Genomic DNA, 22313 nt, shown 5'->3' with positions numbered 1-22313 from the left:
CTTCCGGCGGATCCCTACGGTGGTCGCAACCCCCGCTCCCTCCACCCGTCAGAAGGAATTCCACCATGGCACGTACAGCACATGCCGACGACTTCGCCCTCTCCCGCGTGACCCCGGACGCCCGCAAGCCGTGGTTCGGGATCGCGGTGCAGCGGTTCGGCCAGGTCTCGGCTCTCTCGCAATTCCTGCTCGGGGCGACCCTGGGCTACAGCATGACGTTCTGGAACGCAGCCCTCGCGCTCCTGCTCGGCTCGATCATCCTCGAGGTCATCATGTGCATCGTCGGCATCATCGGGCAGAAGGAGGGCCTCAACACCGCCCTGCTCGCCCGGTGGACCGGCTTCGGCGAGATCGGAGCGTCGCTCGTCGGTCTCGCGATCGGCATCAGCCTGATCGGCTGGTTCGGCATCCAGTCGGCCATCTCGGCCCAGTCGCTCGACGCGCTCATGCCCGGCGCCATGCCCATCTGGCTGTGGAGCGTGATCTTCGGCCTCGCGGTGACCGCCGTGGTGGCGTTCGGCTTCGTCGGGATGCAGTGGCTCGCCAACATCACCGTGCCGCTGTTCCTCATCCTGGTCGGCTGGTCGGTCATCAGCGAGCTCAGCAAGCACAACATCGGCGACCTGCTCACCTCCCCCGCTCCCGGCCCCGCGATGAGCGTCTGGCAGGGCACCGGGATCGTGGCGGGCGGCCTCATCGTCGGCGCGATCATCACCGCCGACATGACCCGGTTCAACCGCAGCCGCGCCGATGTGGTGAAGCAGACGGTCGTCGGAGTGAGCCTCGGCGAGTTCGTGATCGGCCTCTCCGGCGTGCTGCTCGCCCACGCGGCGGCCTCCGGGAACATCGTCGCGATCGTGACCTCGTCGATCGGCTTCGTCGGGCTCATCATCGTCATCACCGGCACGCTGAAGATCAACGACTGGAACCTGTACTCCTCCACCCTTGGCCTGGTGAACTTCATCTCGACGGCGTTCAACAAGAACCTGCACCGGGTGACCACGACCATCGTGCTCGGCGTCGTCGGCACCGTCCTCGCCGCCGCCGGCATCCTGTCGGCGTTCACCGACTTCCTGATCGTCCTCGGCGTCGCCTTCCCGCCCATCGCGGGCATCATGGTGGCCGAGTACTTCTTCGTGCGCAAGTGGCGGGGCGAGCTGGATGCGACCAGGAGCAGCGGCCGGCTGCCCGAGTTCGCGCCGCGCATCGTCCCGGTGACCCTCGTGGTGTGGCTGGTCTCGTCGCTGGTCGGCTACTTCGTCACCTGGGGCATCCCCGCCATCTGGTCGCTGCTGCTCTCGATCGTGCTCTACACGGTCGCGGGCAAGCTGGGCTGGGTGCGCGGCGTCGGCCGCGCGACCACGCAGCAGGCCGACCCGGCCGACTCCGAGCCGGCCGCCGCGTCGGCAGGGCCGGAGGCGGTCGCCACCAACTGACCGGCCACCACCACTGAGCAGCGCGGCGCGCAGCACCGATCCACCCGCTGCGTGCGCCGTCCCCGGGCGGCGCACGCAGCACAGCAGAAAGCGGAACCTATGCACATCGGCATCGACGTCGGCGGGACCAACACCGACGCAGTGCTCATGGACGGCCGGACCACCCTTGCCGGCGTCAAGAACTCGACCAGTCCCGACGTGACGAGCGGCATCGTCAGCGCCATCGAGGCCCTGCGCGATGCGCGCGGCTTCGAGGGCGGCGACATCGACGCGGTGATGATCGGCACCACCCACTTCATCAACGCGCTCGTGCAGGCCAAGCGGCTCGCGCCCACCGCGGCGCTGCGGCTCGGTCTCCCGGCGACCAAGGCGCTGCCGCCGCTGGTGGACTGGCCGGAGACGCTGATCGAGGCGATCGGCGGCCGCGCCTACCTGGCGCACGGCGGCTACGAGTTCGACGGCCGGCCCATCTCCCCGCTCGACGTGGCCGAGCTGAAGGGCATCGCCGCCGACATGGCCGCGCACGGTGTGCGTTCCGTCGCCATCTCGTCCGTCTTCTCGCCGGTGAACCACGACGTGGAGACGCAGGCCGCGGCCGTCCTCGCCGCAGAGCTCGGCGACGACGTCGCCATCTCCCTGTCGCACGAGATCGGCCGGATCGGGCTGCTCGAGCGCGAGAACGCGACGATCATCAACGCCGCGCTGCGCGAGCTCGCCTCCGAGATCGTCGACGGCCTCACCGCCGCGGTCCGCGCCCAGGGCATCGACGCACCGATCTTCCTCAGCCAGAACGACGGGACGCTGATGGACGAGGACTACGTGCGCCTCTACCCCGTCGCCACCTTCGCCTCCGGCCCGACCAACTCGATGCGCGGCGCCGCCCTGACCAGCGGCCTCGACACCTGCGCGGTCGTCGACATCGGCGGGACCACGGCCGACATCGGCCTGCTCATCAACGGCTTCCCGCGGGAGACCGCCAACGAGGTGAAGGTCGCGGGCGTCCGCACCAACTTCCGCATGCCGGACGTGCTCTCCATCGGCATCGGCGGCGGCTCCATCGTCGACACGGAGACCGCGGAGGTCGGCCCGGAGTCGGTCGGCTACCGGCTGACGACCGAGGCGCTCGTCTTCGGCGGTTCCACGCTCACCGCCACCGACATCGCCGTCGCCGCCGGGCGCGCGCAGGTCGGCGACCCGTCGAAGGTGGCGCACCTCGACCCCGCGTTCGTGCAGCGCGTCCTGGCCCGCATCGCGGAACGGATCGCGGAGGCGGTCGACCGGATGCGCACCTCGCCGGACCCCATCCCCGTCGTCGCCGTCGGCGGCGGCTCCATCCTCCTGCCGGACGAGCTGCCGATCTTCGGCGCCGTGCACCGGCCGGAGAACTACGCCGTCGCGAACGCGATCGGCGCATCCATCGCGCAGGTCGGGGGCGAGATCGACAAGGTGTACGCCGTCGAGCCCGGCCGGCGCGAGGAGGCCATCGCCGCCGTTCGGGCGGAGGCGGTGGACAAGGCGATCGCCGCCGGCGCCTCCCCCACGTCGGTGGCGATCGTCGACTTCGACGAGGTGCCCATCCCGTACCTCCCCGGCAATGCGACGCGCATCCGGGTGAAGGCGGTCGGCGACCTGGCGATGGGGGTGCGGGTATGAGCTGGACCCTCACCGCCGACGCGATCGGCGACCTCGCCCGCGGCGCCGCGGTGCTCGGCACCGGAGGCGGCGGCGACCCGTACATCGGGTCGCTCCTCGCCCGGCAGGCGCTCGCGGAGCACGGACCGGTCACGGTCGTCGGTCTCGACGAGGTGCCGGACGACGCCCTCGTGCTCACGGTCGCGATGATGGGGGCTCCGACCGTCATGGTGGAGAAGCTGCCCAGCCTCGACGAGGTGGTGGCGCCCGTCCACGCTCTCGGCACCTACCTCGGCCGGCCGGTCACGCACGTGGCGTGCGCCGAGATCGGCGGCGTCAACTCCACCATCCCGGTCGCCGCCGCGGCCGCGCTGGGCCTTCCGCTGCTGGACGCCGACGGGATGGGCCGCGCCTTCCCCGAGCTGCAGATGGTGCTTCCGACGCTGTACGACGTGACGGCGTCGCCGCTCGCGTTCAGCGACGAGAAGGGCAACGTCGGCGTGCTGCAGACCGTCGACAACCACTGGACGGAACGGATCGCGCGGGTCGCCTGCGTCGAGATGGGCTGCTCGGTGATGATCTCCGGCTTCCCGATGAGCGGCTCGATCGCCCGCGAGGCCCTGGTGGGCGGATCTCTCTCGCACAGCCTCGCCATCGGCTCCGGCATCGCGGAGGCGCGACGGGCGAAGACCGATCCGGTGGCCGCGACGGTCGAACGGCTCGGCGGGCGCGAGTTCTACTTCGGCAAGGTTGTCGACGTCGAACGTGCGACGACGACCGGATTCGCCCGCGGGCGCGCCAGGATCGAAGCGCCCGGCGACACGGACGCGCTGGAGCTGTCCTTCCAGAACGAGCACCTCATCGCCCAGTCGGGTGACGTGACCTTCGCCACGACGCCCGACCTGATCATCGTGCTCGACGCCGAGAGCGGCGAGCCGATCACCACGGAGGGCCTGCGCTACGGTCAGCGCGTCCGCGTGGTCGCGGCCCCCAGCGACCCGCGCTGGCACACGCCGGAGGCGCTCGCGATGGTCGGCCCCGGCTACTTCGGCTACGACCTCCCGTCGCACCGCTTCGACGGCACGCCGGAGCGGCGGCTCGTGGAGGCGGGAGCATGAGCTGGACCCTGACCGCGGCCGACCTGCCCGACCTCGCCCGCGGCGCCACCCTGCTCGGCACCGGGGGCGGCGGCGACCCGTACATCGGCCAGATGCTGGTCGCGCGCGTGCTCGGCGACCGGGGTATCACCATCCTGGACCCGGACGACCTCGCCGACGACCTGTTCGTCATCCCGACCGCTCAGATGGGCGCGCCGACGGTGATGATCGAGAAGATCCCGGCGGGCACCGAGCCGACCCTCGCCATGCGGACGCTGGAGGCGCACCTCGGCCGCACCGCCGACGCCACGATGCCGATCGAGTGCGGCGGCATCAACTCGATGATCCCGCTGATCGTCGCGGCCGAGACCGGCCTGCCCGTAGTGGACGCCGACGGCATGGGCCGCGCGTTCCCGGAGCTGTCGATGGAGACCTTCGCGGTCTACGGCGTGCACGGCTCCCCGCTCGCCCTCGCCGGCGAGCGCGGCGAGACGGTCGTCATCGACACCGGAGACGACGACCGGCAGATGGAGTGGCTCGCCCGCGGGGTCACGATCCGGCTCGGCGGCGTAGGCCACATCGCGGAGTACGCGATGAGCGGGGCCGACGTCCGCCGCACGGCGGTCCCGCGCACGCTCTCGATGGCGCTCGCGCTCGGCCGGTCGATCCGGGAGGCGCGGGAGCAGCACCGCTCGCCGTTCGAGGCGATCGCGGAGACGCTGTCCACGACCCTGTACCCGGAGGTGCGCGAGCTGTTCAGCGGCAAGGTCACCGACGTAGAACGGCGTACGACGGAGGGCTTCGCCAAGGGCAGGGCCACCGTCTCGGCCCTGGAGGCCGGCGACGACTCGACGTTGGAGATCCGGTTCCAGAACGAGAACCTGATCGCGGTGCGCGACGGGCAGCTGGTGGCCATCGTGCCCGACCTGATCTGCGTGACCGACATCGAGTCGGGCGAGCCGATCACGACCGAGGGCCTGCGCTACGGGCAGCGTGTGCGGGTGCTCGGCATCTCGACTCCGGAGATGATGCGGACCCCGGAGGCTCTCGCCGCGTTCGGGCCGCGCGCGTTCGGGCTCACCGAGGAGTTCGTCCCGGTCGAGTCCGGCGAGCTCGCGCGGGCCGGATCGGCCTGACTCCGCCTACCCTTGTCAGCATGAGAACCCTCGGCCCGGAGCGCCTCGACGCACTGAGCCGGGGGTTCTCCCTGCTCGGCTCCGGCGGGGGCGGCTCCCCGACGCTGCTGCGGCTCATGGCGGCGCGGTCGCCGATCTGGCCGCTCAACGTGCACGCCGTCGACGACCTCGACCCGTCGACCCCCTGCGCGACCGTCGCGTTCGCCGGCTCCACCTACCTGCTCAGCGAGCGCATCCCTCCGGCCACCGCGTTCGACCCGCTGCTCGCCGCAGCGGAGCGCTGGACCGGCGTGCGGGCCAAGGCGGTGTGCGCGTTGGAGGGCGGCGGGATGAACGGCCTCGCTCCCCTGCTGCTGGCGGACCGGCTCGCCGTCGTCGACGCCGATTGCATGGGCCGCGCGCTGCCGCGGCTCGACCAGGTCTCCGTCCTGGTCGACGGGCTCCCCGGCGTCGTCACCGTGTGCGACACCGGCAGGGGCGTCGCAGTGGTGGAGACCACCCGCGCGGCCGACGTCGAGTCGCAGGTGCGCGCGGCGATCGTGCAGGCGGGCGGCACGGGCGCCGTGCTCATGGCCGGCTTCACCGTGGGCGACCTGCGCGAGCACGCCGTCACGGGCACCACGACGCGCGCGCTGCAGCTCGGCGAGCGCATGGAGGCCGCCGCCGAAGCCGACGCGGCGACGCTGGCGCAGGCGCTCGGCGGCCGGCTGCTCGGCTCCGGCCGGGTGTCGCGGGTCGAGCCGTCGCCGGAGGACCCGTTCGTCAGCGCCGTGCAGGTCGACGCCGACGACGGCTCGCTGCTGCGGCTGGTCGCCCGGTCGGAGCTGCTGGCGGTGGTGCGCGACGGCGAGACGGTCGCCTCCGCGCCCGAGATCGTGGTCGCGCTCGACACCCTGTCGCGCGACATCCTGCAGGTGGACGGCGTCACCATCGCCCGCCACGTCACCGTGCTCGCCCTCCCCGCACCCGTGTGGTGGACCGAGCGCGACGACCGGCTGTCCCGCGTCACGCCGTCCGCCTTCGGCCTGGCCGGGCTGGAGGCCGCGTGAGTGACAGCCTCGACCTCGCCGCGCTGCTCGCCCATCCGGCCGGCGGCGGCGTCCGCATCCTCGCCGGAGCCGACCCCGCCACGGTGTGGCGCGACCTCGTCGTCGGCACGACCGAGGCCGACCTGCCGGCGGACGGCGCGGGTCTGCTCGCGCTGCTCACCTCGCCGCCTCCGGCCACGCCGTGGCAGCAGGACGCGCTCGTGCGCCGGGTGCGCGACCGCGGCTACCGCGCCCTCGCCGCCCCCGGGGCGGAGTCGTTCGGGCCGGGCACCCGCATGCTCGCCGAGCGCTTCGGTCTCGCGCTGCTCGACGTCGCCGAGCCGATGGCGTTCGCCCGGGCCGCGTGGGAGCTGGTCGAGGGTCGGGATGCGCTCACCCTCGGCTACGTGCGGCGCGTCGCGCAATCGATCGAGTACCACGCCGACAACCTCGCCGACCTGCTGCGGCACCTCTCCGCGAGCGTCGGGCACGGCGTCGCCCTGATCGACAGCGAGGGCGTGCTCCTGCAGGCCGGCGGCGAACTCCCGGCCTCGGTGCACGCCGCCATCGACTTCGCCCCGTGGCTCGACACCGTCGCGGTCGCCGAGGGCGCCGCCGCGTCCGTCCGGGTGGACAGCCCGAGCCGCGCCGGCCTGCGACTCGCGGTGTTCGGCACCGGCCTCAGCACCTTCCAGCTGAGCGCGCTCGGCGTGGCGGCCGAAGTGGCGATGCCGGCCGTCGCCGCCCGCATCCTGATCGACGAGGTGGCGGACGTCAACGACGCCGCGGTCGCCTCGGGGCTGCTGCGCGAGTTCCTGGAGCGCGGCGACGATCGCGATCGGGAGCTCGACCAGCGGATGCTGGAGCGCGGCTGGCGCACCGGCGGCTACCACCTCGGCTTCCGCCTGCTCGGCCGCAGCCGGGTCGACACGTTCCAGCTCCTGCGGTTCGTCACCCGCGAGCTGACCGCGCTGCCCGCCGACTCGCACGCCGCCACCAGCGGACGCGGCGTCACCGGCTGGCTCAGCTTCGCTGCTCCCCCGGCGCCCAGCCGGGTCGAGGACAGCGTCCGCGCCCTGCGCACGCTCCACGCGTCCGCCCGTCGCGCCTTCAACGTCGCCACCGGCGTCGGCACGCTGGAGACCGGCTCCTCCGGTCTCGTCGCCACGCTGGAGGGCGCCGCCGATGCCGCGCGACTGGCCGCCGATCGATCGGCGACCGGCTACTTCCTGCGCATCGACGCCCTGGGCCTCGAGCAGCTGCTGCTGTCCTGGACCGGGAGCGACACCTTCGTGCCTGCCGCGGAGTCGCTGCTCGCTCCCCTGCTCGCCCGCGGCCCCGAGCTCGTCGAGACGCTCGCGGCCTACCTCGACCACGAGTCCGGCATCGCCGCGACGGCCGAGGCACTCGGCCTGCACCGCAACACCGTCTCCACCCGCATCGCCCGCGCGCAGGAGCTGCTCGGCCTCGACCTCGGCGACCCCGAGACGCGGCTCGCCGTGCAGCTGGCGTGCCGGACCGTCCGCCGGTGAAGCGCGCTCACTGCCCCACTCGCCACTGCTTCCGTCGGAGATCCGACTGATCGACGCCCGAATCTCCGACGGAAGTCAGCCCAGCAGGAGATTCGAACGTTCGATTGCTCGCTCAGCCGCGGTCATGCAGCGTGACGTGGTAGCCGTCGGGATCGGCGAAGGTGAACGTCCGACCGAACGGGCCGTCGATCGGCGCGGCGACGATCGGGTGACCGTCGGCGGCGAGCGCGTCGTGGATGGCCTGCACCTCGGTGGCGTGCAGCCACAGCGCGACTCCGAGGCCGGGGTGCTCGATGGAGCCCAGGTCGGTACCGGGCACGAGGTCGCGCAGCGCGAAGGCGACGGGCGCGGTGTCGAACACGACCGCGTGCGGAGGGCCGGCGGGCGAGCGGACGAGGCCGAGGTACCGCTCGTAGAACGCCTGGGAGGCGTCGAGGTCGCGCACCTGGAGCGAGACGAAGTCGGGGCCGGTGACGGGCATGGGAAGCTCCATTCAAATCGATGTCAGTTTTCTGACACATGTAGGCTATGTCAGAATACTGACATGAGTCAAGACGACGCCGGGATCCACCTGGAGACCTCCCTCGGCTACCTGCTCAAGGAGGCCGCCAGTGCGCTGCGCACGGCGATGGAGGACGTGCTGCGGCCCCTCGGCATGAACATCACGCACTACTCCTGCCTCGAGCTGCTGGCCCAGCGTCCGGGCCTGTCGAACTCCGAGCTCGCCCGCGGCGCCTTCGTGACCCGCCAGACGATGAACGTGCTGCTGCAGTCACTCGAACGCGACGGCTTCGTCACGCGCGCGGCCGAGCCCTCCGTCGGCAAGGCGCTGCCGACCCGACTGACGGAGCGGGGGCGGCGCAGCCTCGAGCAGGCGAGCGCCGCCGTCCGATCGGTCGAGCTCAGGATGCTGGCCGGCATGACACCGGACGAGCAGACGGCCGCCTTCCGCAGCCTCCAGAGCATGGTCCGGTCGCTGCGCGGCGACGCGGTCAGCTCCGCGCCGCGCCCTGCTCCGCCGGCCAGTACTCGGGAGCGTCCTTCCACTGACACCCGAAGGCTCGCGGGCCCCGATCGAACGCCGTGAGCAGCAGAGGCCGCCGTCGCGATGGCCACCGCCCAGCCGGGCGGGCGGGCGCAGTGACCTAAATCAGGGCGCATGGCACCTCGCCGACGCAGTCGACATCAATTCTCAAAACCTCGTCACAATTCGGCCCGCATCGTGTCTTATTAGGCGCGGGTCGTCGCCCGTGTCGCGTCCCACCGAGTTTCAGGAGCACTTCGAATGAGCGCATCGCCCACGCCACGGCCACTCCTCCTCACGGCGGCGATTGCTGTGCAGGCCTGCATCGTCTCGGCAGGGCTGACCGCATGCACCCCGACCGTCGACACCCGACCCAAGCAGCTCGCCGCCGAATACCTCACCCGCGTGGTCGACGGTGACATCGAGGCCGCCCTGAAACTCGATGGCACCACGGTCGGGGCAGGCGAGGTGCTGCTCACCAATGCCGCCTACAAGAAGGCGACCGACCGGATCAGCGACTACAAGATCCTCGACACAGCCCTGACGAAGGGGCGGGCCGACGTCCGGGTTCGCACCGTCCAGCACAGTGGCACCAAGACCACGCGCCTGACCCTCAAGAAGACCAAGGACTCCTGGAGGCTCCTGCCCGCCTCACTTGGGTTCCTGCAAATCGCCCCGAGCCCTGTTGGCACCGCGCCGACAATCGCAGGACAAGCGATACCGGCGGAAAAGGTGACCACCGTCCACGCTTTCCCGGGCACTTACGAACTCGCCGGAACGTCCAGCCCCAACATCACCATCACGCCGGTTACCAACACGCTCACCGGCTTCGGATCCCACCTCAACGTCACGCCCGGTGCCTCCCTGACCGAAGCGGGGATCGCCGCAGTACACCGCGGCGCAGATAACTGGCTGACCGGCTGCGCCACCAAGGGCGACGCTGCAATCGCGCCGAACTGCCCTTTCTCCATCGACACCACAAAGAAGTGGTGGACCAACAGCCGTTGGAATATCACTCAAGCACCGAGCTATACGATCAGCAGCTGGCAGGCCGATTGCGCCTGGCCCGGCTCCCAGCCCGGGTTCGCCGCCATCGGCTGCTGGCTTGTCGACTCCAACGCCGTGCCCGTCACCTTCACAGCTTCCTCCCCCGACTCCGACGACAGCACCACCGCCCCCGTCGCCATAACCGTCCACGGGTGGGTGCGCTCCTTCACCGGCGCCGAGGCCGACTTCCAGAACGTTCCCTACCCCGAACCGCGCTGACTGCCCGTGCTACTCCCCCGGACGACGGCTGCGGGACAGGATGGCGATGCCGCCCAAGTGAAGCCGATCGGCTACGCCCGCGAATCCACCCTCGACGGCTCCGCCTGCGCGCCCTTCGACTCCCTCCCGAGAGCGCGAAGGCTCCGGTCGAACACCGTGATCAGCAGGAACACGGTCGCGACACCGATCACCACCCAGCCCAGCACGTGCAGGCCGGAGGTGCTCGCGCGCGCTCCGTACACGTTGCCGTAGATCACGGACGAGACGATCGCCCCGAGGTACATGAAGGTGCGCAGCAGCCCCGCCGATGACGCGATCCGCTCGGGCTGCGCCTGGTAGTAGAGCGTGTTCTGGATCGCCAGGTTGTTCAGCCCCTGCGGGATGCCGAGCACCAGCATGGTCACGACCAGGAACCAGATCGGCGATCCACCGGTCATGAACAGCACCAGGATGCCGGCGGCGAGCTGCGCAATGGAGCCGATCAGCAGCTTCCACAGCACCTCGGGGCGCCGTCCGAACGCGAGCGCGAAGACGATCCCGGCAGCGAACACGGGCAGCAGCACGAGCCCCGCGACCGTCGGGTCGAGCGCCCGGCCCTGCTCCAGCCACTGCGTGAAGCCGTAGACGAAGGTGTAGGCGATGATCGCCGTCAGCAGCGCCCGCGTGTAGGTGAGCAGCAGTGGCCCGTTGCCGCCGAGCACGCGCAGGTCGATGAACGGCTCGGTCACGCGCAGCTCCCACCAGACCAGGCCTGCGCCAGCGACCAGTGCCACGGCGAGCAGCCAGAGGGTCGCGACCGACAGGTTCTGCAGGAAGATCAGCAGCGCCAGCATCGCCACGGCGAACAGGAGGATGCCCGGCCCGTCGATGCGCGGACGGTCCTCCTTCGCCGGCTCGAGTCCGGTCGTGCGCGGCAGCAGGATCCAGCCCAGGATCACGCAGGCGACCCCGAGCGGAAGGTTGACCGCGAACGTCGCGCGCCAGCCCCAGGCGCCGATGAGCAGGCCGCCGAGGGTCGGGCCGATGACCGCCACCGTCTGCGTCGTGACCGACAGCACGGTGAGGATGATCGCGGGAGAGGCCACGCCCGTCCGCTGCCCTTCCGCCCGGATGAGGTGCATCGCCGCGGGATAGCCGGCGCAGGTGCCGAGGCCCAACACGACCCGCGCGACGACCAGCCACCAGACGCTGTCATGGGTCGCCGGGATCAGCAGGCCGATTGCACCGGCGACGGCGACGAGGGCGCCGCCCGCGAGGTAGAGGCGCTTGACGCCGAAGACGTCGACCAGGCGGCCCACGAGCGGCTGACCGATAGCCGTCGCGAGGTAGAGCGCGGACACCAGCCACACGGTCTCGGAGGCGGGGGCACCGAGCGCGATGCCGATGGGCGCGAGCGCGACCGCGATGATGGCCGTGTTGATCGGGTTGAGCACCGCGCCGAGCATCATCGGCGCGAGCAGCCGGCGGTCGAAGCGGCCTTCTGGCGGAGGCGTGCGGGTCATCGGTCGAGGATCCGCTCCAGGATTGCCGTGGCCGCCGCGAGGGTCAGCAGCTCGGCCTGCGAGACCTCCTCGCTGAGCGCCTGATCGAGCCAGGCGACGCCCGCCTCGCGCTGACCGGCGATCTGCGCCCAGCCGGCGTCGGTGAGGTCGACGATCTGGCGACGGCCGTCGTTCGGGTCCTGGCTGCGGGTGACGAAGCCGAACCCTTCGAGCGCCTCCACGATGGTCGCCATGGACTGCGGGCGCACCTTTTCGGCGTGCGCCAGCGCGCTGACCGTGGAGACGCCGCCCTTGCCGAGCCGGGAGAGCGCGGACGCCTGCGACGGCGTGATGCCCTCGTTCGTCGCCTCGCGGAGCTTGCGGAGCAGCCTGGCGAAGACGGCGCGCAGGTCGACGGCGATCTGGTGCGGGGTCGGTCCGGGTTGCTCTGTCGTCATATAAACAGTTTAGACTGCGCAGTTGTAACTGTCTACTTTGCTCCGGAGGACTCCATGACCACCGCACTCCTGCTCCTCGACTTCCAGAACGGCATCGCCGGCCGCCCCGGCTTCGAGGGCGCCGTCGCCGCCGCGGCCCGTGCACTCGACGCCGCCCGCCGCGACGGGATGCCCGTGCTCTTCATCCGCGTCGCCTTCCGCCCCGGCTACCCCGAGGTGGCCGCCGGCTCGTCCTTCGGCGGTCGGGCGGCCGCGGCGGGCGACACCATGCTGCTCGACAGCCCCGCGACGCAGATCGCCGACGCGCTCGCCCCACGTCCCGACGAGCCCGTGGTCGTCAAGAAGCGCATCTCGGCCTTCGCGGGCAGCGACCTCGAGGTGCTGCTGCGCGGGCTCGGCGTCGACTCCCTCGTGCTGGCCGGCATCTCCACGTCCGGCGTGGTGCTCTCGACCGTGCGTCAGGCCGCCGACCTCGACCTCCGCCTCACCGTGCTCGCCGACGCCTGCGCCGACGCCGACGAGGAGGTGCACCGCGTCCTCACCGAAAAGGTCTTCCCCCGCCAGGCAGAGGTCCTCACCGCCGACGAGTGGACCGCCACGCTCGGCTGACCCACCCCAGAGCCGCAGTTCGTGACGAATGTGCGCTATTCGTCACGAACAGCGCACATTCGGCACGAATGGCGAGGGGGCGGCGTCAGCGCGGCACGCGGGCGGCGGCGTCCGGCAGCGCCGGGAACGCGCCGTGCGGCTCGGTCTGGTACCAGTAGGCCACCGAGAACACGTCGTCCACACGCTCGAACAGGCCGCCCCGGTCCCAGACGCCGATCTGCTGCACAGTGGCCCGGAAGTCGCGCTCGAACCACACCGGGTCGGGCAGGTGCCAGCGGTAGACGGCGTGCATGGGCGCCGTCGACTGGATGAAGGTGGCCGCCCGCGTCTCGTCCCGCGTGCTGAAGAACGGGTACCCGCAGTACGGTGCGCTGAAGGTCAGCGGCACCGGCTCCGGGTCGGTGCGCAGCTCGTCCTGGAACGCCCAGGCGCCGCCCGCGTAGTCCTCGAGACCCGTGCTGCACAGGGTCGGGAGGTCGGTGTCTCCGTCGACGAAGTACTTCACCTCGCCCTCGCCCCACCAGTAGCGCGACAGTGCGGCCACACCGATGTACGTCCCGAGGTATCGGCCTCGGCCGGTGACGCCGTCGAGGATGACGTGGTCCTCGCCCAGCGCTGTGGTCGCGTTCGAGCGACGCCACTGCGCGTGGAAGTACGGCGTCCCCTCCGGGATGTCGTCGCCGACCGTGTAGTCGACCTGGAAGAACACGTGGTCGATCGACGCCGGGTGCTCGCTGTCGATGACGATGCGCGCGCGACGGCGGAACGGCATCGCGAAGTAGGAGTTCATCCCGCCCGTCGGCGCGACCACGATCGGCTCCGAGGTGACCAGCGCGCGGGCGGCGAAGCCGTTGCAGAAGAAGTCGCCGAGCGGGGACTCCACCGACGGCTGCTCCTCGTCGTCCCAGTAGATGCGCAGCACCAGGTCGCGCAGCACGAACGGGCCGCTCTCCGTGCGATCGGGCACGGTGATCCAGATATGCCGGATGACGCCGGGCCCCTCGATGTCGGCCAGCGTCAGGCTGCCCCCGGCGGGCAGCGGGAGGTACGCGCTCCCCTTCCGCCCCGGGCCGAGGGGCGAGCTCGCGGCCGCAGCTGCGCCGGGTTCGCCGGTCGGGTTCTCCGCGTTGATCGAGCGGGAGCTCACGCCGTCGGCGGCGAGCAGGTCGGACAGGGTCGGAAGCACGGTTCTCCTCGGTTCTCTGGTGGTCACTTGACGCTGCCGACGGTCACACCGCGGCTCAGCGTGCGCTGGAAGATGATGAAGAAGATGAGCGTCGGCAGTAGCGAGAGCAGCGAGCCGGCGTTCAGGGAGGTGATGTCGATCGAGTTCTGGCCTTGCAGCGTCGCGAGCGCGATCGGCACCGTCTGCACCGACTGGTCGGAGAGCAGGATCAGCGGGATGTAGAACTCGTTCCACGTCCAGACGAAGAAGAACACCATGAGCACCGACAGCGTCGGCCGCATCACCGGGTAGACGACCGACCAGAGGATGCGCCAGCGTCCGGCCCCGTCGAGCGCGGCCGCCTCGAGCAGCGACGGCGGCAGCGTCGACATGACGCTCGACAGCAGGTACGTGCCGAACGCGGCCTGCAGCACGGTGAAGACGACGATGACGCTCCACACGGTGTTGAAGGTGCCGGTCGCCTGCGCCCCGTAGAACAGCGGGTAGATCAGCGCCTCCTGCGGCAGCATCGTGGCCAGCAGGAACACCGCGAGCAGGGCCGTGCTGCCGCGCACCCGGCCGACCCCGATCGCGTAGGCGCTGAGCAGGGAGACCAGCGTGCCGAGCAGAGCGACGAGCGTCGCGATGACGACCGAGTTCCACAGCGCCCGCAGGAAGTCGACGCGGTCCAGGTAGTCCTGGAACGACTTCAGACTCCACTCCGTCGGCAGGGCGAGGGGACCGTGCGCCGAGTAGTCGCCTCCGGTCTTGAAGGCGTTGAGCACGAGCAGCACCAGCGGCGCGAGCATCACGAGCGCGACGACGATCGCCGCGGCGAGGATCACCCAGCGAAGCGGCCGGGGCCGGCGCCGCCGCTGGGTGCTCCGGCGGGTGGGCGCGGGCCGGGTCGCCTCCCGGTCGGGTGCGATGGTGGCGGTCATCCGGCGGCCTCCTCTCTGGCACTCCGCCGCTGCAGCCAGAGCATGACCCCGGCGACGGCGAAGATGACGATGGACATGGCGGTCGCGATGGCGGAGCCGTAGCCGACCTTGGAGAGCTCGAAGAAGTTGCGGTACGAGTAATAGGACGGCACGACGGTCGACCCCTCCGGTCCTCCGCCGGTCAGGATGAGGACGGGCGCGAACACCTTCAGCGCCCCGACCGTCGCCGTGATGACCACGACGAACACCTCCGGCCGGATCTGCGGGACGGTGATGGCCCGGAAGCGGCGCCACCAGCCCGCGCCGTCGAGCGAGGCCGCCTCGTACAGCTCGGGGTCGACCCGCTGCAGCGCGGCCATGAAGATGACGACCGGATACCCGAGCTGCAGCCAGATCAGCATCAGCATCACCGCGTAGATCGCGATGTTCGGGTCCCCCAGCCAGTCGGGTGGACTGGTCACACCGATCGCCTCGATGACGCTGTTGAGCAGGCCGTTCTGGGTGGCGAGCACCCAGCTCCAGATGAAGCCGGCGACCGCGATCGGCAGGATCTGCGGCAGGTAGTAGGTCGCCCGAAGGAACGCGGCGGCCTTGCCGCCGAACTCCCGGCCGATGTAGTCGAACAGCATCGCCGCGAGCAGCAGGCCGAGCAGGGTCGGGATGACGACGATGCCGACGATCATGAAGATCGTGTTCTTGAAGGCCAGCCAGAACTGCGCGTCGTTCAGCAGGTCGACGTAGTTCTGGAGGCCGTTCCACCTCATCGGGGCGATCCCGCCCTTCCAGCGGAACAGGCTGATGAACACGTTCACCGCGAACGGCAGCAGCACGATCAGGAGGGTGCCGGCGATCATCGGGAGGAGGTAGAGCCAGTAGCCTGCGCTGCGCGGCCGCGTGCGGCGGCGGGTGAGTGCCGCAGTCGTCATGTGCGTGGTCCTTCGGTTCGGAGGCGTCGCTTCGGTTCGGAAGCGTCGGGGGATGCGGGGGCCGCGTCGCGCGGCCCCCGCACGCCTGGTCAGCCCTGGTCGGTGGCCTTCTTGCCGTCGTCGTAGAACTTCTGCAGCTTGGCGATGTACTCGTCGGCCGTCTCGTTCTTGTTGGACATGGCGGCCATGTTGGTCTGGATGAAGTCCAGGAAGCCGGGCACCGGGTAGTCCGGGTAGAAGGTCAGCGTGTCCGCCTTGACGATCTCGTCGAACCGCTCGGTGTACGCGCGCGTCACCGGGTCGCTGATCTTCGAGGAGTCGCCGGCCAGCGGGAGACCGCCGAGCTCGCCGATCTTGTTCTGCACCTCCGGGCTCAGCGTGGTGTCGATCCAGTCGTAGGCGAGGTCCTTGTTCTTCGCCTTCGCCGGCACGCCCCAGAGGTGGCCGGACGAGCCCATCGACATGTTCGCGCCGGGGAGGGTGAAGTAGCCCCACGGGAAGTCCTTCTGGTCCTTCACCCGCGAGAAGACGCCGTTGTTCCAGATCAGCATCCCGGTCTTGCCGCTGAGGAAGTTGACGTTCGCCTGCTCGTAGGTCAGGCCGGCGAGGTCGGTGCCGAGGTAGCCCTTGTCGATCCAGTCCTGGAACTGCTGGGTGCCCTTCTTCCACGGGTCGGCCGAGAAGTCGACCTTGCCCTTCAGGAACATGAAGTCGTCGATCTGCTTGCGGTCGGCGTAGGCGGAGACGAGCGAGTACCAGACCCACATCTGGTTGAAGCCCTGGTTCGTCGAGGCCGACGACGACACCGGGGTGATTCCCGCGGCCTGGAGCTTCTGCATGGCCGCGACGAACTCGTCCATCGTCGCAGGCGCAGCGGTGATGCCGGCCTTCTGGAACAGGTCCTTGTTGTAGTAGAAGGTGACGTACTCGCCGATGTTCGGGATGCCGTACCAGTCGCCGGAGCCGGCCCTGCCCTGCTCGTCGTACTTGGCGAACGACTGCATGCCGCCGGTGACCTTCTTGTCCCAGCCGTACTTCTTGACCTGGTCGGTCAGCGGGGTGAGCAGGCCCTGGCTGGCGAGCTGGCCGCCGTCGGCGTTGCCCTTGTTGAACTCGACCACGTCCGGCACCTTGTTGCCGCCGAGGGTGAGCTTCGCGTTCTTGCGCACGGCGTCGAAGCTGGTGGTCTGGAAGTCGACCTTCACATCCGGGTGCTTCTTCTTGAACAGCTCGAGCGCGAGCTGCCAGCCCTGGCCCTGCGCGGTCTTCGGGTCCTCGTACTGCAGGATCGTGAACGTTTTGCCTGCGTCGCCTCCCCCGCCGCTGCTGCAGGCGACGAGTCCTGCGGCGGCGACGGCCATTGCGGCGGCCGCGGCGGCGAGGCGGGCGACCCTGCGGGCGCCCGGCTTCCTGGTGGATGTCATTGCGTTGCTCCTTTGCATCGGGTGGTGCGGTGTCGTGGAGACAGGCGGCGCGAGGGCAGGCTCACGCCACCGGTGCCTCCGGCGGGTGGTGCGGATGAGGGATTCGGGGGGTGGTTCAGGCGCTGCCTGGCGGCCCTATCGACTGCCGGGTCACGGGTTCGCAGGGCATGAGACGGCCCTCCCGCTCCGCGCCGTCGAGTGTGCCGTCGAGACGGCCGACGAGGCGGCGCACCGCCCACTCGCCCATCTCGCGATGCGGCAGCTGCACGGTGCTGAGTCCGGGGTCCAGCGCCTCGGCGACGAACTCCTGGTTGTCGAACCCGGCGAGGGAGAGGTCGCCGGGGATCGACAGGCCGAGCCGCCGGGCGACGGTGTAGAAGCCCATGGCCGTCTGGTCGCTGAAGCAGAAGATGGCGGTCGGCCGGTCGTCGCGGTCGAGCAGCTGCCGTGCCGGTTCGAGCGCGTACCGCGTCGCGGCATCCTCGGCGACGACGGTGAGAGCGGGGTCGACCTCGATCCCGGCCTCTTCCAGCGCGCGCCTGTATCCCTTCGCGCGCAACCGGGAGGCGATCGGGTAGGCCGCGACGTCGCAGAAGCCGATGCGCGTGTGGCCGGCGTCGACCAGCATCCTGGTCGACGTGTAGGCGCCGAGCTCCTCATCCGGGACGACGTAGTCGACCGTCGGGTGGGAGTCGTCACGCGGCCGCCCGTCGAGCACGACGACCGGCATGGTCGGCGGCACCAGCGGGAGGTCGACGACCTTGTGGAAGTTCGTCGCGATGATGAGCCCCTCGATGTTGCGCTGCAGCAGGGACTGCACGGCGGGGGTCTGCACCTCGTCGTTGCCGTAGGTGTCGATGAGCATGAGCATGAAGCCGCTCTCCCACGCCGCCTGCTGAGCGCCTGCGAGCATATGCCCGGAGAACGGGACGGTCGCGACCTGGTCGGAGACCACGCCGATGGTGCGGCTCTGCTTGGTCTTGAGCGAGCGGGCGAGCTGGTTCGGGACGTAGCCGAGCTCGTCGGCGACATCCCGGATGCGCTTCGCGACCCCGGCGTTGACCCGGCCCTCGCCGCGTCCGCTGAGCACGAGGCTGACGCTGGACACGGAGACGCCGACGTGCGAGGCGATGTCCTTCATCGTCAGCATCCGGGGCTCCTTCGTCCGTCAATCGTTTGACTTCAATCGATTGACGCCACGCTAAAAGCGTCAAACGCGTTGACGCAAACCGCTGTTACCAACCCGTTATGCGCGCCGGCCCGAGGTCCGCGCGCCCAGCGCTGGTTGACGCAACACGCCGTGTGCCGCTCGCCGGGTCGGCGTGTTGCGTCAACCAGCGCGGCCGTGCTGCCCGACGTCACTGCATCCCGAACCGTGACCCGGGCTTGCGCTTGCCTGGATGCAGCAGGGATAGTTAGGCGCGTGCCTAACTATTACGACCAGCTCGACGGCGTGCTTCGCGCGCTCGCCGACCCGACGCGTCGGGCGGTCGTCGAGCGGCTGGCGAAGGCGCCGGCCGTCGTGTCGGAGCTGGCGGAGCCGTTCGCCATGGCGCTCCCGTCGTTCCTGCAGCACCTCCGGGTGCTCGAGGATGCGGGCGTCATCACCTCCGAGAAGCACGGGAGGGTGCGCACCGTCACCCTCCGGCCAGGAGCGCTCGACGTGCTCCACCTCTGGCTCGGGGAGCAGCGCACGCCCGCAGAGCACCAGGCCGACCGGCTCGGCATCCACCTCGTCCGCACCGCCCAGAGGAGCACTGACATGACCCGCGTCCGCATGGACCTCTTCGCCTCGCTCGACGGCTACACACCCGACCCCGCCGACGCCACGCCCGACGACCCGATGGGGCCGGACTGGGGGCGCCTCACGGCCGCCTACGTCGGCACCCGCACGTTCCGCGCCAAGATCTTCGGCGACACCACCGGCGCCGGCACGACCGGGGTGGACGACCGCTACGCCGCCGCGTTCTTCGACGGCATCGGGGCCGAGATCATGGGCGCCGGGATGTTCGGCCTGCACAGCTTCCCCGACGACCCGCACTGGAAGGGCTGGTGGGGCGAGCGTCCGCCGTTCGGGACCCCGGTCTACGTGCTCACCCACAGCGCTCCGCGACCCTCGATCGAGATGGACGGCGGCACGACGTTCCACTTCCGTGACGCGAGCCCGGAGGAGGTGCTCGCCGAAGCGACCGAGGCCGCGGGCGGTCTGGATGTGCGCATCGGCGGCGGCTACCGGACGGCGAAAGTCTTCCTCCGCGCCGGTCTGGTCGACGACCTTCACCTGATGGTCGCGCCGATCTTCCTCGGCCGCGGCCACCGCCTGTTCGACGACCTCGCCGGCTTCGACGCCGACTACACGGTGACGAGCGAGGTCGCCGAGAGCGGCGAGCTCCACATCACCCTCACCCGCTGAGACCTCATCCACTGACGAAGGGACGCCGCATGACCGCCGAACGCCGCCTCGCCCGCTCCGGCTTCACCCTCACCCGCGACTACCCGGCACCGCCGGAGCGCGTCTGGGACGCCTTCGCCGTCGAGCAGGAGAAGCTCGCCTGGTGGGGCGCCGGCGACGCCATCGAGGAGAACCGCGAGTGGGTCTTCGATTTCCGGGTCGGTGGCCGCGATGTCGCCGAGGCGAAGTTCCACAACGGACCGGTCTCTCGCTACGTCGCCACGTACACCGACATCGTGGAGCACGTCCGCATCGTCACGACGTACGACATGTGGCTGGACGGCGAGCACATGTCCACCTCCGTCGCCTCGCTGGAGTTCGACCCCGTCGACGGCGGCACGCGCTTCACGCACACCGAGCACGGCGTCTTCTTCGACCGGTTCTGGGCCGACGGGGTCGGCCGCGAGCAGGGCACGAAGGGGCTGATCGAGGCCCTCGGCCGCTACCTCACGCCTGAGCGCTGACGGCGGCGTCCTTCCGGATGCCGACGGCTGGCAGCAGGATGTCGTCGAGCACGCCCATCAGGAACGCCCGGTCGACCGGCTTGCGCAGCACCAGCACACGGTAGGAGGCCATCGACGGCGCCAGGATGGCGAGCTGCTCGATGTCCACGTCCGCCGGGATCTCGCCGCGGTCGACCGCCCGCTGCAGGAACAGCCGGTTGATCGCAGCGCGCGGTTCGACGATCGCCTGGTTCACCGCGTCGGTGAACTCGGGATTCTGCGCGAGCATCGAGACGAGACCCGCCATCACCTGCAGCTTCTTCTCGGCGTCCACGATCGTGTGCGGCTTCATCATCGCGATCATGTCGCCGCGGAGGGTGCCGGTGTCGGGCAGCGTCGCCGGGTCGACATCCACCTTCTTCATGCAGGCGACGGCCTCGATCACGAGGTCGGCCTTCGAGGGCCAGCGCCGGTACACCGTGGCCTTGCCGGCCTTGGCGCGTGCGGCGACCATGTCCATGGTCATGCGGTCGTAGCCGACCTCGGCGAGCACGTCGAGGGCGGCGTCGAGGATCTCCGGGTCGCGCGTGTGGTCCCGCTTGCGCCCGAGCCTCGTCGCGGGGGCTGAAGTATCCATTGCGGACAGTCTAGATGAATTTCTGAACAAAAGAGATCCGGAACTCGACAGTTTCGTATATGCTGGCCCGCATGTCGCAGACTTCCCCCACCCTCCCGCCGGCCTCACCCGGGCAGCCGGCCGCCTCCACCCGCCGCTGGTGGACGCTCGTCACCGTCGCGCTGGCGCAGCTGATGGTCGTGCTCGACTCGACCGTCGTGAACATCGCGCTGCCTTCCGCGCAGGCCGACCTCGGCTTCAGCGACGCCGACCGCCAGTGGATCGTGACCGCCTACTCGCTCGCGTTCGGCAGCCTCCTGCTGTTCGGCGGCCGCCTCTCCGACCTCATCGGCCGCAAGCGCGCCTTCATCATCGGCCTCATCGGCTTCGCGGGCGCCTCGGCGCTCGGCGGCGCGGCGAGCACCTTCGGCCTGCTGGTCGGAGCGCGTGCGCTGCAGGGCGCGTTCGGCGCGCTGCTCGCCCCGACCGCCCTCGCCGTGCTGACCACGACCTTCACCGTGCCGAAGGAGCGCGCCCGCGCGTTCGGCATCTTCGGCGCCATCGCCGGTGCGGGCGGCGCGGTCGGCCTGCTGCTCGGCGGCGTGCTCACCGAGCAGCTCGACTGGCGCTGGAACCTCTACATCAACGTCGTCATCGCGATCGTCGCCATCGCGGGAGCGGTCGTGTTCGTCACCTCCGTGCCGCGCGTCGGACCGCGGCCGAAGCTCGACGTACCCGGCACCATCCTGGTCTCCGCCGCCCTGTTCTCGCTCGTGTACGGCTTCTCCAACGCGGAGTCCGACGGCTGGGACTCACCGGCCTCGTGGGGCTTCCTCGCCGCCTCGGGCGTGCTCCTGGTCGCCTTCGTGCTGTGGCAGCGCAAGGCGGAGCACCCGCTGCTGCCGCTCCCCATCATCCTTCACCGCAACCGGGCGGCGTCGTACAGCGCGATCCTGATCGCGGGCGCCGGGATGTTCGGCATCTTCCTGTTCGTCACCTACTACCTGCAGGCGACGCTGAAGTTCACGCCCATCCAGACCGGACTCGGCTTCCTGCCGATGATCGTGATGCTGGTGCTCGCGGCTCAGCTGTCGACCAACATCTTCGTCCCGCGCTTCGGCCCGAAGGTCATGGTGCCGATCGGCATGACGATCGCCGCGAGCGGCATGGTCTACCTGACGCACCTCGGCGTCACCGCGAACTACGCGGCCGACCTCCTGCCGCCCCTGATGATCCTCGGCTTCGGCATGGGCTCGACGATGCCGGCGGCGATCCAGACCGCGACCCTCGGCGTCGACCGCCACTACGCGGGAGTCGCCTCGGCCATGGTCAACACCAGCCAGCAGGTCGGCGGCTCGATCGGCACCGCGCTGCTCAACACGCTCGCCGCGACCGCGGCCGCCGACTACCTCGCGTCGCACCTCCCGCCGACCCCGCAGGTCGCGGCCGAGGCGGCCGTGCACAGCTACGCCACGGCGTACTGGTGGGGCGCGGCGTTCTTCGCCTTCGGCGCCGTGCTGACCGCGTTCCTCTACCGCCGCCGCTCCGCCACGCTCGCGGCCGCGCCCGCCGGCGGCGCCGACTCGCCGGCCGACGCGCCGGAACCGGTCGTCGCGCACTGACCGACCGCGGCCGTTCGGAACGTCT

At 70.5% G+C, this 22313-nt stretch carries 21 protein-coding genes and 1 pseudogene; 13 read left to right on the top strand and 9 right to left on the bottom strand.

Translation table 11 applies throughout. The features are described from left to right. Nucleotides 1-65 precede the first annotated feature (65 nt). From P5G59_RS18300 to P5G59_RS18275, 6 genes are all read left to right on the top strand, one after another. Nucleotides 66-1436: a purine-cytosine permease family protein gene (locus P5G59_RS18300; protein WP_301220451.1), complete on the top strand. Its 1371-nt coding sequence runs from the start codon at nt 66-68 to the stop codon at nt 1434-1436. A gap of 99 nt (nt 1437-1535) precedes the next feature. Beyond that, a complete protein-coding gene (locus tag P5G59_RS18295) occupies nt 1536-3089 on the top strand; it encodes a hydantoinase/oxoprolinase N-terminal domain-containing protein (RefSeq protein WP_301220450.1) in 1554 nt (517 codons plus the stop codon). Continuing rightward, nucleotides 3086-4186, top strand: a complete 1101-nt coding sequence (locus tag P5G59_RS18290) for an S-methyl thiohydantoin desulfurase family protein (protein WP_301220449.1) — start codon at nt 3086-3088, stop codon at nt 4184-4186. The genes P5G59_RS18295 and P5G59_RS18290 overlap by 4 nt, the downstream gene beginning before the upstream one ends. Next, on the top strand, nt 4183-5301 hold the full coding sequence (locus P5G59_RS18285; protein ID WP_301220448.1) for an S-methyl thiohydantoin desulfurase family protein: 1119 nt from the start codon (nt 4183-4185) through the stop codon (nt 5299-5301). Before P5G59_RS18290 ends, P5G59_RS18285 begins: the two co-directional genes overlap by 4 nt. A 20-nt stretch (nt 5302-5321) precedes the next feature. Further along, the gene (locus tag P5G59_RS18280; protein WP_301220447.1) at nt 5322-6350 is read left to right on the top strand and encodes a DUF917 domain-containing protein; all 1029 of its coding nucleotides are present in this window, start codon (nt 5322-5324) and stop codon (nt 6348-6350) included. After that, complete coding sequence (locus tag P5G59_RS18275; protein ID WP_301220446.1) at nt 6347-7861, top strand: PucR family transcriptional regulator; 1515 nt, start codon at nt 6347-6349, stop codon at nt 7859-7861. Before P5G59_RS18280 ends, P5G59_RS18275 begins: the two co-directional genes overlap by 4 nt. A 112-nt stretch (nt 7862-7973) precedes the next feature. Here P5G59_RS18275 and P5G59_RS18270 read toward each other — a convergent pair whose 3' ends face one another. Next, nucleotides 7974-8342 (bottom strand): VOC family protein, encoded by a 369-nt coding sequence (locus P5G59_RS18270; protein ID WP_301220445.1) that lies wholly within the window; start codon nt 8340-8342, stop codon nt 7974-7976. A gap of 63 nt (nt 8343-8405) precedes the next feature. Here P5G59_RS18270 and P5G59_RS18265 point away from each other — a divergent pair, with 63 nt between their 5' ends. Both P5G59_RS18265 and P5G59_RS18260 read left to right on the top strand, forming a co-directional pair. Further along, complete coding sequence (locus tag P5G59_RS18265) at nt 8406-8948, top strand: MarR family winged helix-turn-helix transcriptional regulator (protein WP_301220444.1); 543 nt, start codon at nt 8406-8408, stop codon at nt 8946-8948. A gap of 198 nt (nt 8949-9146) precedes the next feature. Continuing rightward, the gene (locus P5G59_RS18260) at nt 9147-10151 is read left to right on the top strand and encodes a hypothetical protein (protein ID WP_301220443.1); all 1005 of its coding nucleotides are present in this window, start codon (nt 9147-9149) and stop codon (nt 10149-10151) included. A 71-nt stretch (nt 10152-10222) separates the two neighbouring features. Here the strand turns inward: P5G59_RS18260 and P5G59_RS18255 are convergent, their stop codons facing one another. Together P5G59_RS18255 and P5G59_RS18250 are read right to left on the bottom strand one after the other, a co-directional pair. After that, on the bottom strand, nt 10223-11653 hold the full coding sequence (locus P5G59_RS18255) for an MFS transporter (protein WP_301220442.1): 1431 nt from the start codon (nt 11651-11653) through the stop codon (nt 10223-10225). Then, nucleotides 11650-12090: a MarR family winged helix-turn-helix transcriptional regulator gene (locus tag P5G59_RS18250; RefSeq protein ID WP_301220440.1), complete on the bottom strand. Its 441-nt coding sequence runs from the start codon at nt 12088-12090 to the stop codon at nt 11650-11652. The genes P5G59_RS18255 and P5G59_RS18250 overlap by 4 nt, the downstream gene beginning before the upstream one ends. A 54-nt stretch (nt 12091-12144) precedes the next feature. Here P5G59_RS18250 and P5G59_RS18245 point away from each other — a divergent pair, with 54 nt between their 5' ends. Next, a complete protein-coding gene (locus tag P5G59_RS18245) occupies nt 12145-12699 on the top strand; it encodes a cysteine hydrolase family protein (RefSeq protein WP_301220439.1) in 555 nt (184 codons plus the stop codon). Nucleotides 12700-12784: 85 nt separating this feature from the next. Here P5G59_RS18245 and P5G59_RS18240 read toward each other — a convergent pair whose 3' ends face one another. The 5 genes from P5G59_RS18240 to P5G59_RS18220 all read right to left on the bottom strand — a co-directional run bounded on the left by P5G59_RS18240 (nt 12785) and on the right by P5G59_RS18220 (nt 18305). Then, a complete protein-coding gene (locus tag P5G59_RS18240; protein ID WP_301220438.1) occupies nt 12785-13885 on the bottom strand; it encodes a glycoside hydrolase family 172 protein in 1101 nt (366 codons plus the stop codon). A 23-nt stretch (nt 13886-13908) separates the two neighbouring features. Further along, nucleotides 13909-14805, bottom strand: coding sequence for a carbohydrate ABC transporter permease (locus P5G59_RS18235; protein ID WP_301220437.1), 897 nt, complete (start codon nt 14803-14805; stop codon nt 13909-13911). Then, complete coding sequence (locus tag P5G59_RS18230) at nt 14802-15659, bottom strand: carbohydrate ABC transporter permease (RefSeq protein WP_435871289.1); 858 nt, start codon at nt 15657-15659, stop codon at nt 14802-14804. The genes P5G59_RS18235 and P5G59_RS18230 overlap by 4 nt, the downstream gene beginning before the upstream one ends. 161 nt (nt 15660-15820) lie before the next feature. After that, nucleotides 15821-17155, bottom strand: coding sequence for an ABC transporter substrate-binding protein (locus P5G59_RS18225; protein WP_301220435.1), 1335 nt, complete (start codon nt 17153-17155; stop codon nt 15821-15823). Nucleotides 17156-17270: 115 nt separating this feature from the next. Further along, complete coding sequence (locus tag P5G59_RS18220) at nt 17271-18305, bottom strand: LacI family DNA-binding transcriptional regulator (protein WP_301220434.1); 1035 nt, start codon at nt 18303-18305, stop codon at nt 17271-17273. Between the two features lie 150 nt (nt 18306-18455). Between P5G59_RS18220 and P5G59_RS20825 the strand changes: the two are divergent. The 3 genes and pseudogenes from P5G59_RS20825 to P5G59_RS18205 form a co-directional block, all read left to right on the top strand. Next, a pseudogene (locus tag P5G59_RS20825) lies at nt 18456-18806 on the top strand (ArsR/SmtB family transcription factor); the annotation flags it as partial. Between the two features lie 111 nt (nt 18807-18917). Next, entirely contained in the window at nt 18918-19568 is a 651-nt protein-coding gene (locus tag P5G59_RS18210; protein WP_301220612.1) for a dihydrofolate reductase family protein, read from the top strand. A gap of 29 nt (nt 19569-19597) precedes the next feature. Then, complete coding sequence (locus P5G59_RS18205) at nt 19598-20071, top strand: SRPBCC domain-containing protein (RefSeq protein ID WP_301220433.1); 474 nt, start codon at nt 19598-19600, stop codon at nt 20069-20071. Here P5G59_RS18205 and P5G59_RS18200 read toward each other — a convergent pair. After that, on the bottom strand, nt 20055-20687 hold the full coding sequence (locus tag P5G59_RS18200; RefSeq protein WP_301220432.1) for a TetR/AcrR family transcriptional regulator: 633 nt from the start codon (nt 20685-20687) through the stop codon (nt 20055-20057). The two genes, P5G59_RS18205 and P5G59_RS18200, sit on opposite strands and share 17 nt — an antisense overlap. Nucleotides 20688-20758: 71 nt before the next feature. Between P5G59_RS18200 and P5G59_RS18195 the strand changes: the two genes are divergently transcribed. Beyond that, a complete protein-coding gene (locus tag P5G59_RS18195) occupies nt 20759-22288 on the top strand; it encodes an MFS transporter (RefSeq protein WP_301220431.1) in 1530 nt (509 codons plus the stop codon). The last annotated feature ends 25 nt before the right edge of the window (nt 22289-22313 follow it).

Source organism: Leifsonia virtsii, assembly GCF_030433675.1.
GTDB lineage: Bacteria > Actinomycetota > Actinomycetes > Actinomycetales > Microbacteriaceae > Leifsonia > Leifsonia virtsii.
This window is presented reverse-complemented; position numbering and strand designations above follow the sequence as displayed.

What these genes read in the sequence shown, in the direction of transcription:
- P5G59_RS18300 (WP_301220451.1), top strand. Translation starts at nt 66, where the DNA reads ATGGCACGTACAGCACATGCCGACGACTTCGCCCTCTCCCGCGTGACC.
- P5G59_RS18295 (WP_301220450.1), top strand. Translation starts at nt 1,536, where the DNA reads ATGCACATCGGCATCGACGTCGGCGGGACCAACACCGACGCAGTGCTC.
- P5G59_RS18290 (WP_301220449.1), top strand. Translation starts at nt 3,086, where the DNA reads ATGAGCTGGACCCTCACCGCCGACGCGATCGGCGACCTCGCCCGCGGC.
- P5G59_RS18285 (WP_301220448.1), top strand. Translation starts at nt 4,183, where the DNA reads ATGAGCTGGACCCTGACCGCGGCCGACCTGCCCGACCTCGCCCGCGGC.
- P5G59_RS18280 (WP_301220447.1), top strand. Translation starts at nt 5,322, where the DNA reads ATGAGAACCCTCGGCCCGGAGCGCCTCGACGCACTGAGCCGGGGGTTC.
- P5G59_RS18270 (WP_301220445.1), bottom strand. Translation starts at nt 8,342, where the DNA reads ATGCCCGTCACCGGCCCCGACTTCGTCTCGCTCCAGGTGCGCGACCTC.
- P5G59_RS18265 (WP_301220444.1), top strand. Translation starts at nt 8,406, where the DNA reads ATGAGTCAAGACGACGCCGGGATCCACCTGGAGACCTCCCTCGGCTAC.
- P5G59_RS18260 (WP_301220443.1), top strand. Translation starts at nt 9,147, where the DNA reads ATGAGCGCATCGCCCACGCCACGGCCACTCCTCCTCACGGCGGCGATT.
- P5G59_RS18255 (WP_301220442.1), bottom strand. Translation starts at nt 11,653, where the DNA reads ATGACCCGCACGCCTCCGCCAGAAGGCCGCTTCGACCGCCGGCTGCTC.
- P5G59_RS18250 (WP_301220440.1), bottom strand. Translation starts at nt 12,090, where the DNA reads ATGACGACAGAGCAACCCGGACCGACCCCGCACCAGATCGCCGTCGAC.
- P5G59_RS18245 (WP_301220439.1), top strand. Translation starts at nt 12,145, where the DNA reads ATGACCACCGCACTCCTGCTCCTCGACTTCCAGAACGGCATCGCCGGC.
- P5G59_RS18235 (WP_301220437.1), bottom strand. Translation starts at nt 14,805, where the DNA reads ATGACCGCCACCATCGCACCCGACCGGGAGGCGACCCGGCCCGCGCCC.
- P5G59_RS18230 (WP_435871289.1), bottom strand. Translation starts at nt 15,659, where the DNA reads ATGATCGCCGGCACCCTCCTGATCGTGCTGCTGCCGTTCGCGGTGAAC.
- P5G59_RS18225 (WP_301220435.1), bottom strand. Translation starts at nt 17,155, where the DNA reads ATGACATCCACCAGGAAGCCGGGCGCCCGCAGGGTCGCCCGCCTCGCC.
- P5G59_RS18220 (WP_301220434.1), bottom strand. Translation starts at nt 18,305, where the DNA reads ATGCTGACGATGAAGGACATCGCCTCGCACGTCGGCGTCTCCGTGTCC.
- P5G59_RS18210 (WP_301220612.1), top strand. Translation starts at nt 18,918, where the DNA reads ATGACCCGCGTCCGCATGGACCTCTTCGCCTCGCTCGACGGCTACACA.
- P5G59_RS18205 (WP_301220433.1), top strand. Translation starts at nt 19,598, where the DNA reads ATGACCGCCGAACGCCGCCTCGCCCGCTCCGGCTTCACCCTCACCCGC.
- P5G59_RS18200 (WP_301220432.1), bottom strand. Translation starts at nt 20,687, where the DNA reads ATGGATACTTCAGCCCCCGCGACGAGGCTCGGGCGCAAGCGGGACCAC.
- P5G59_RS18195 (WP_301220431.1), top strand. Translation starts at nt 20,759, where the DNA reads ATGTCGCAGACTTCCCCCACCCTCCCGCCGGCCTCACCCGGGCAGCCG.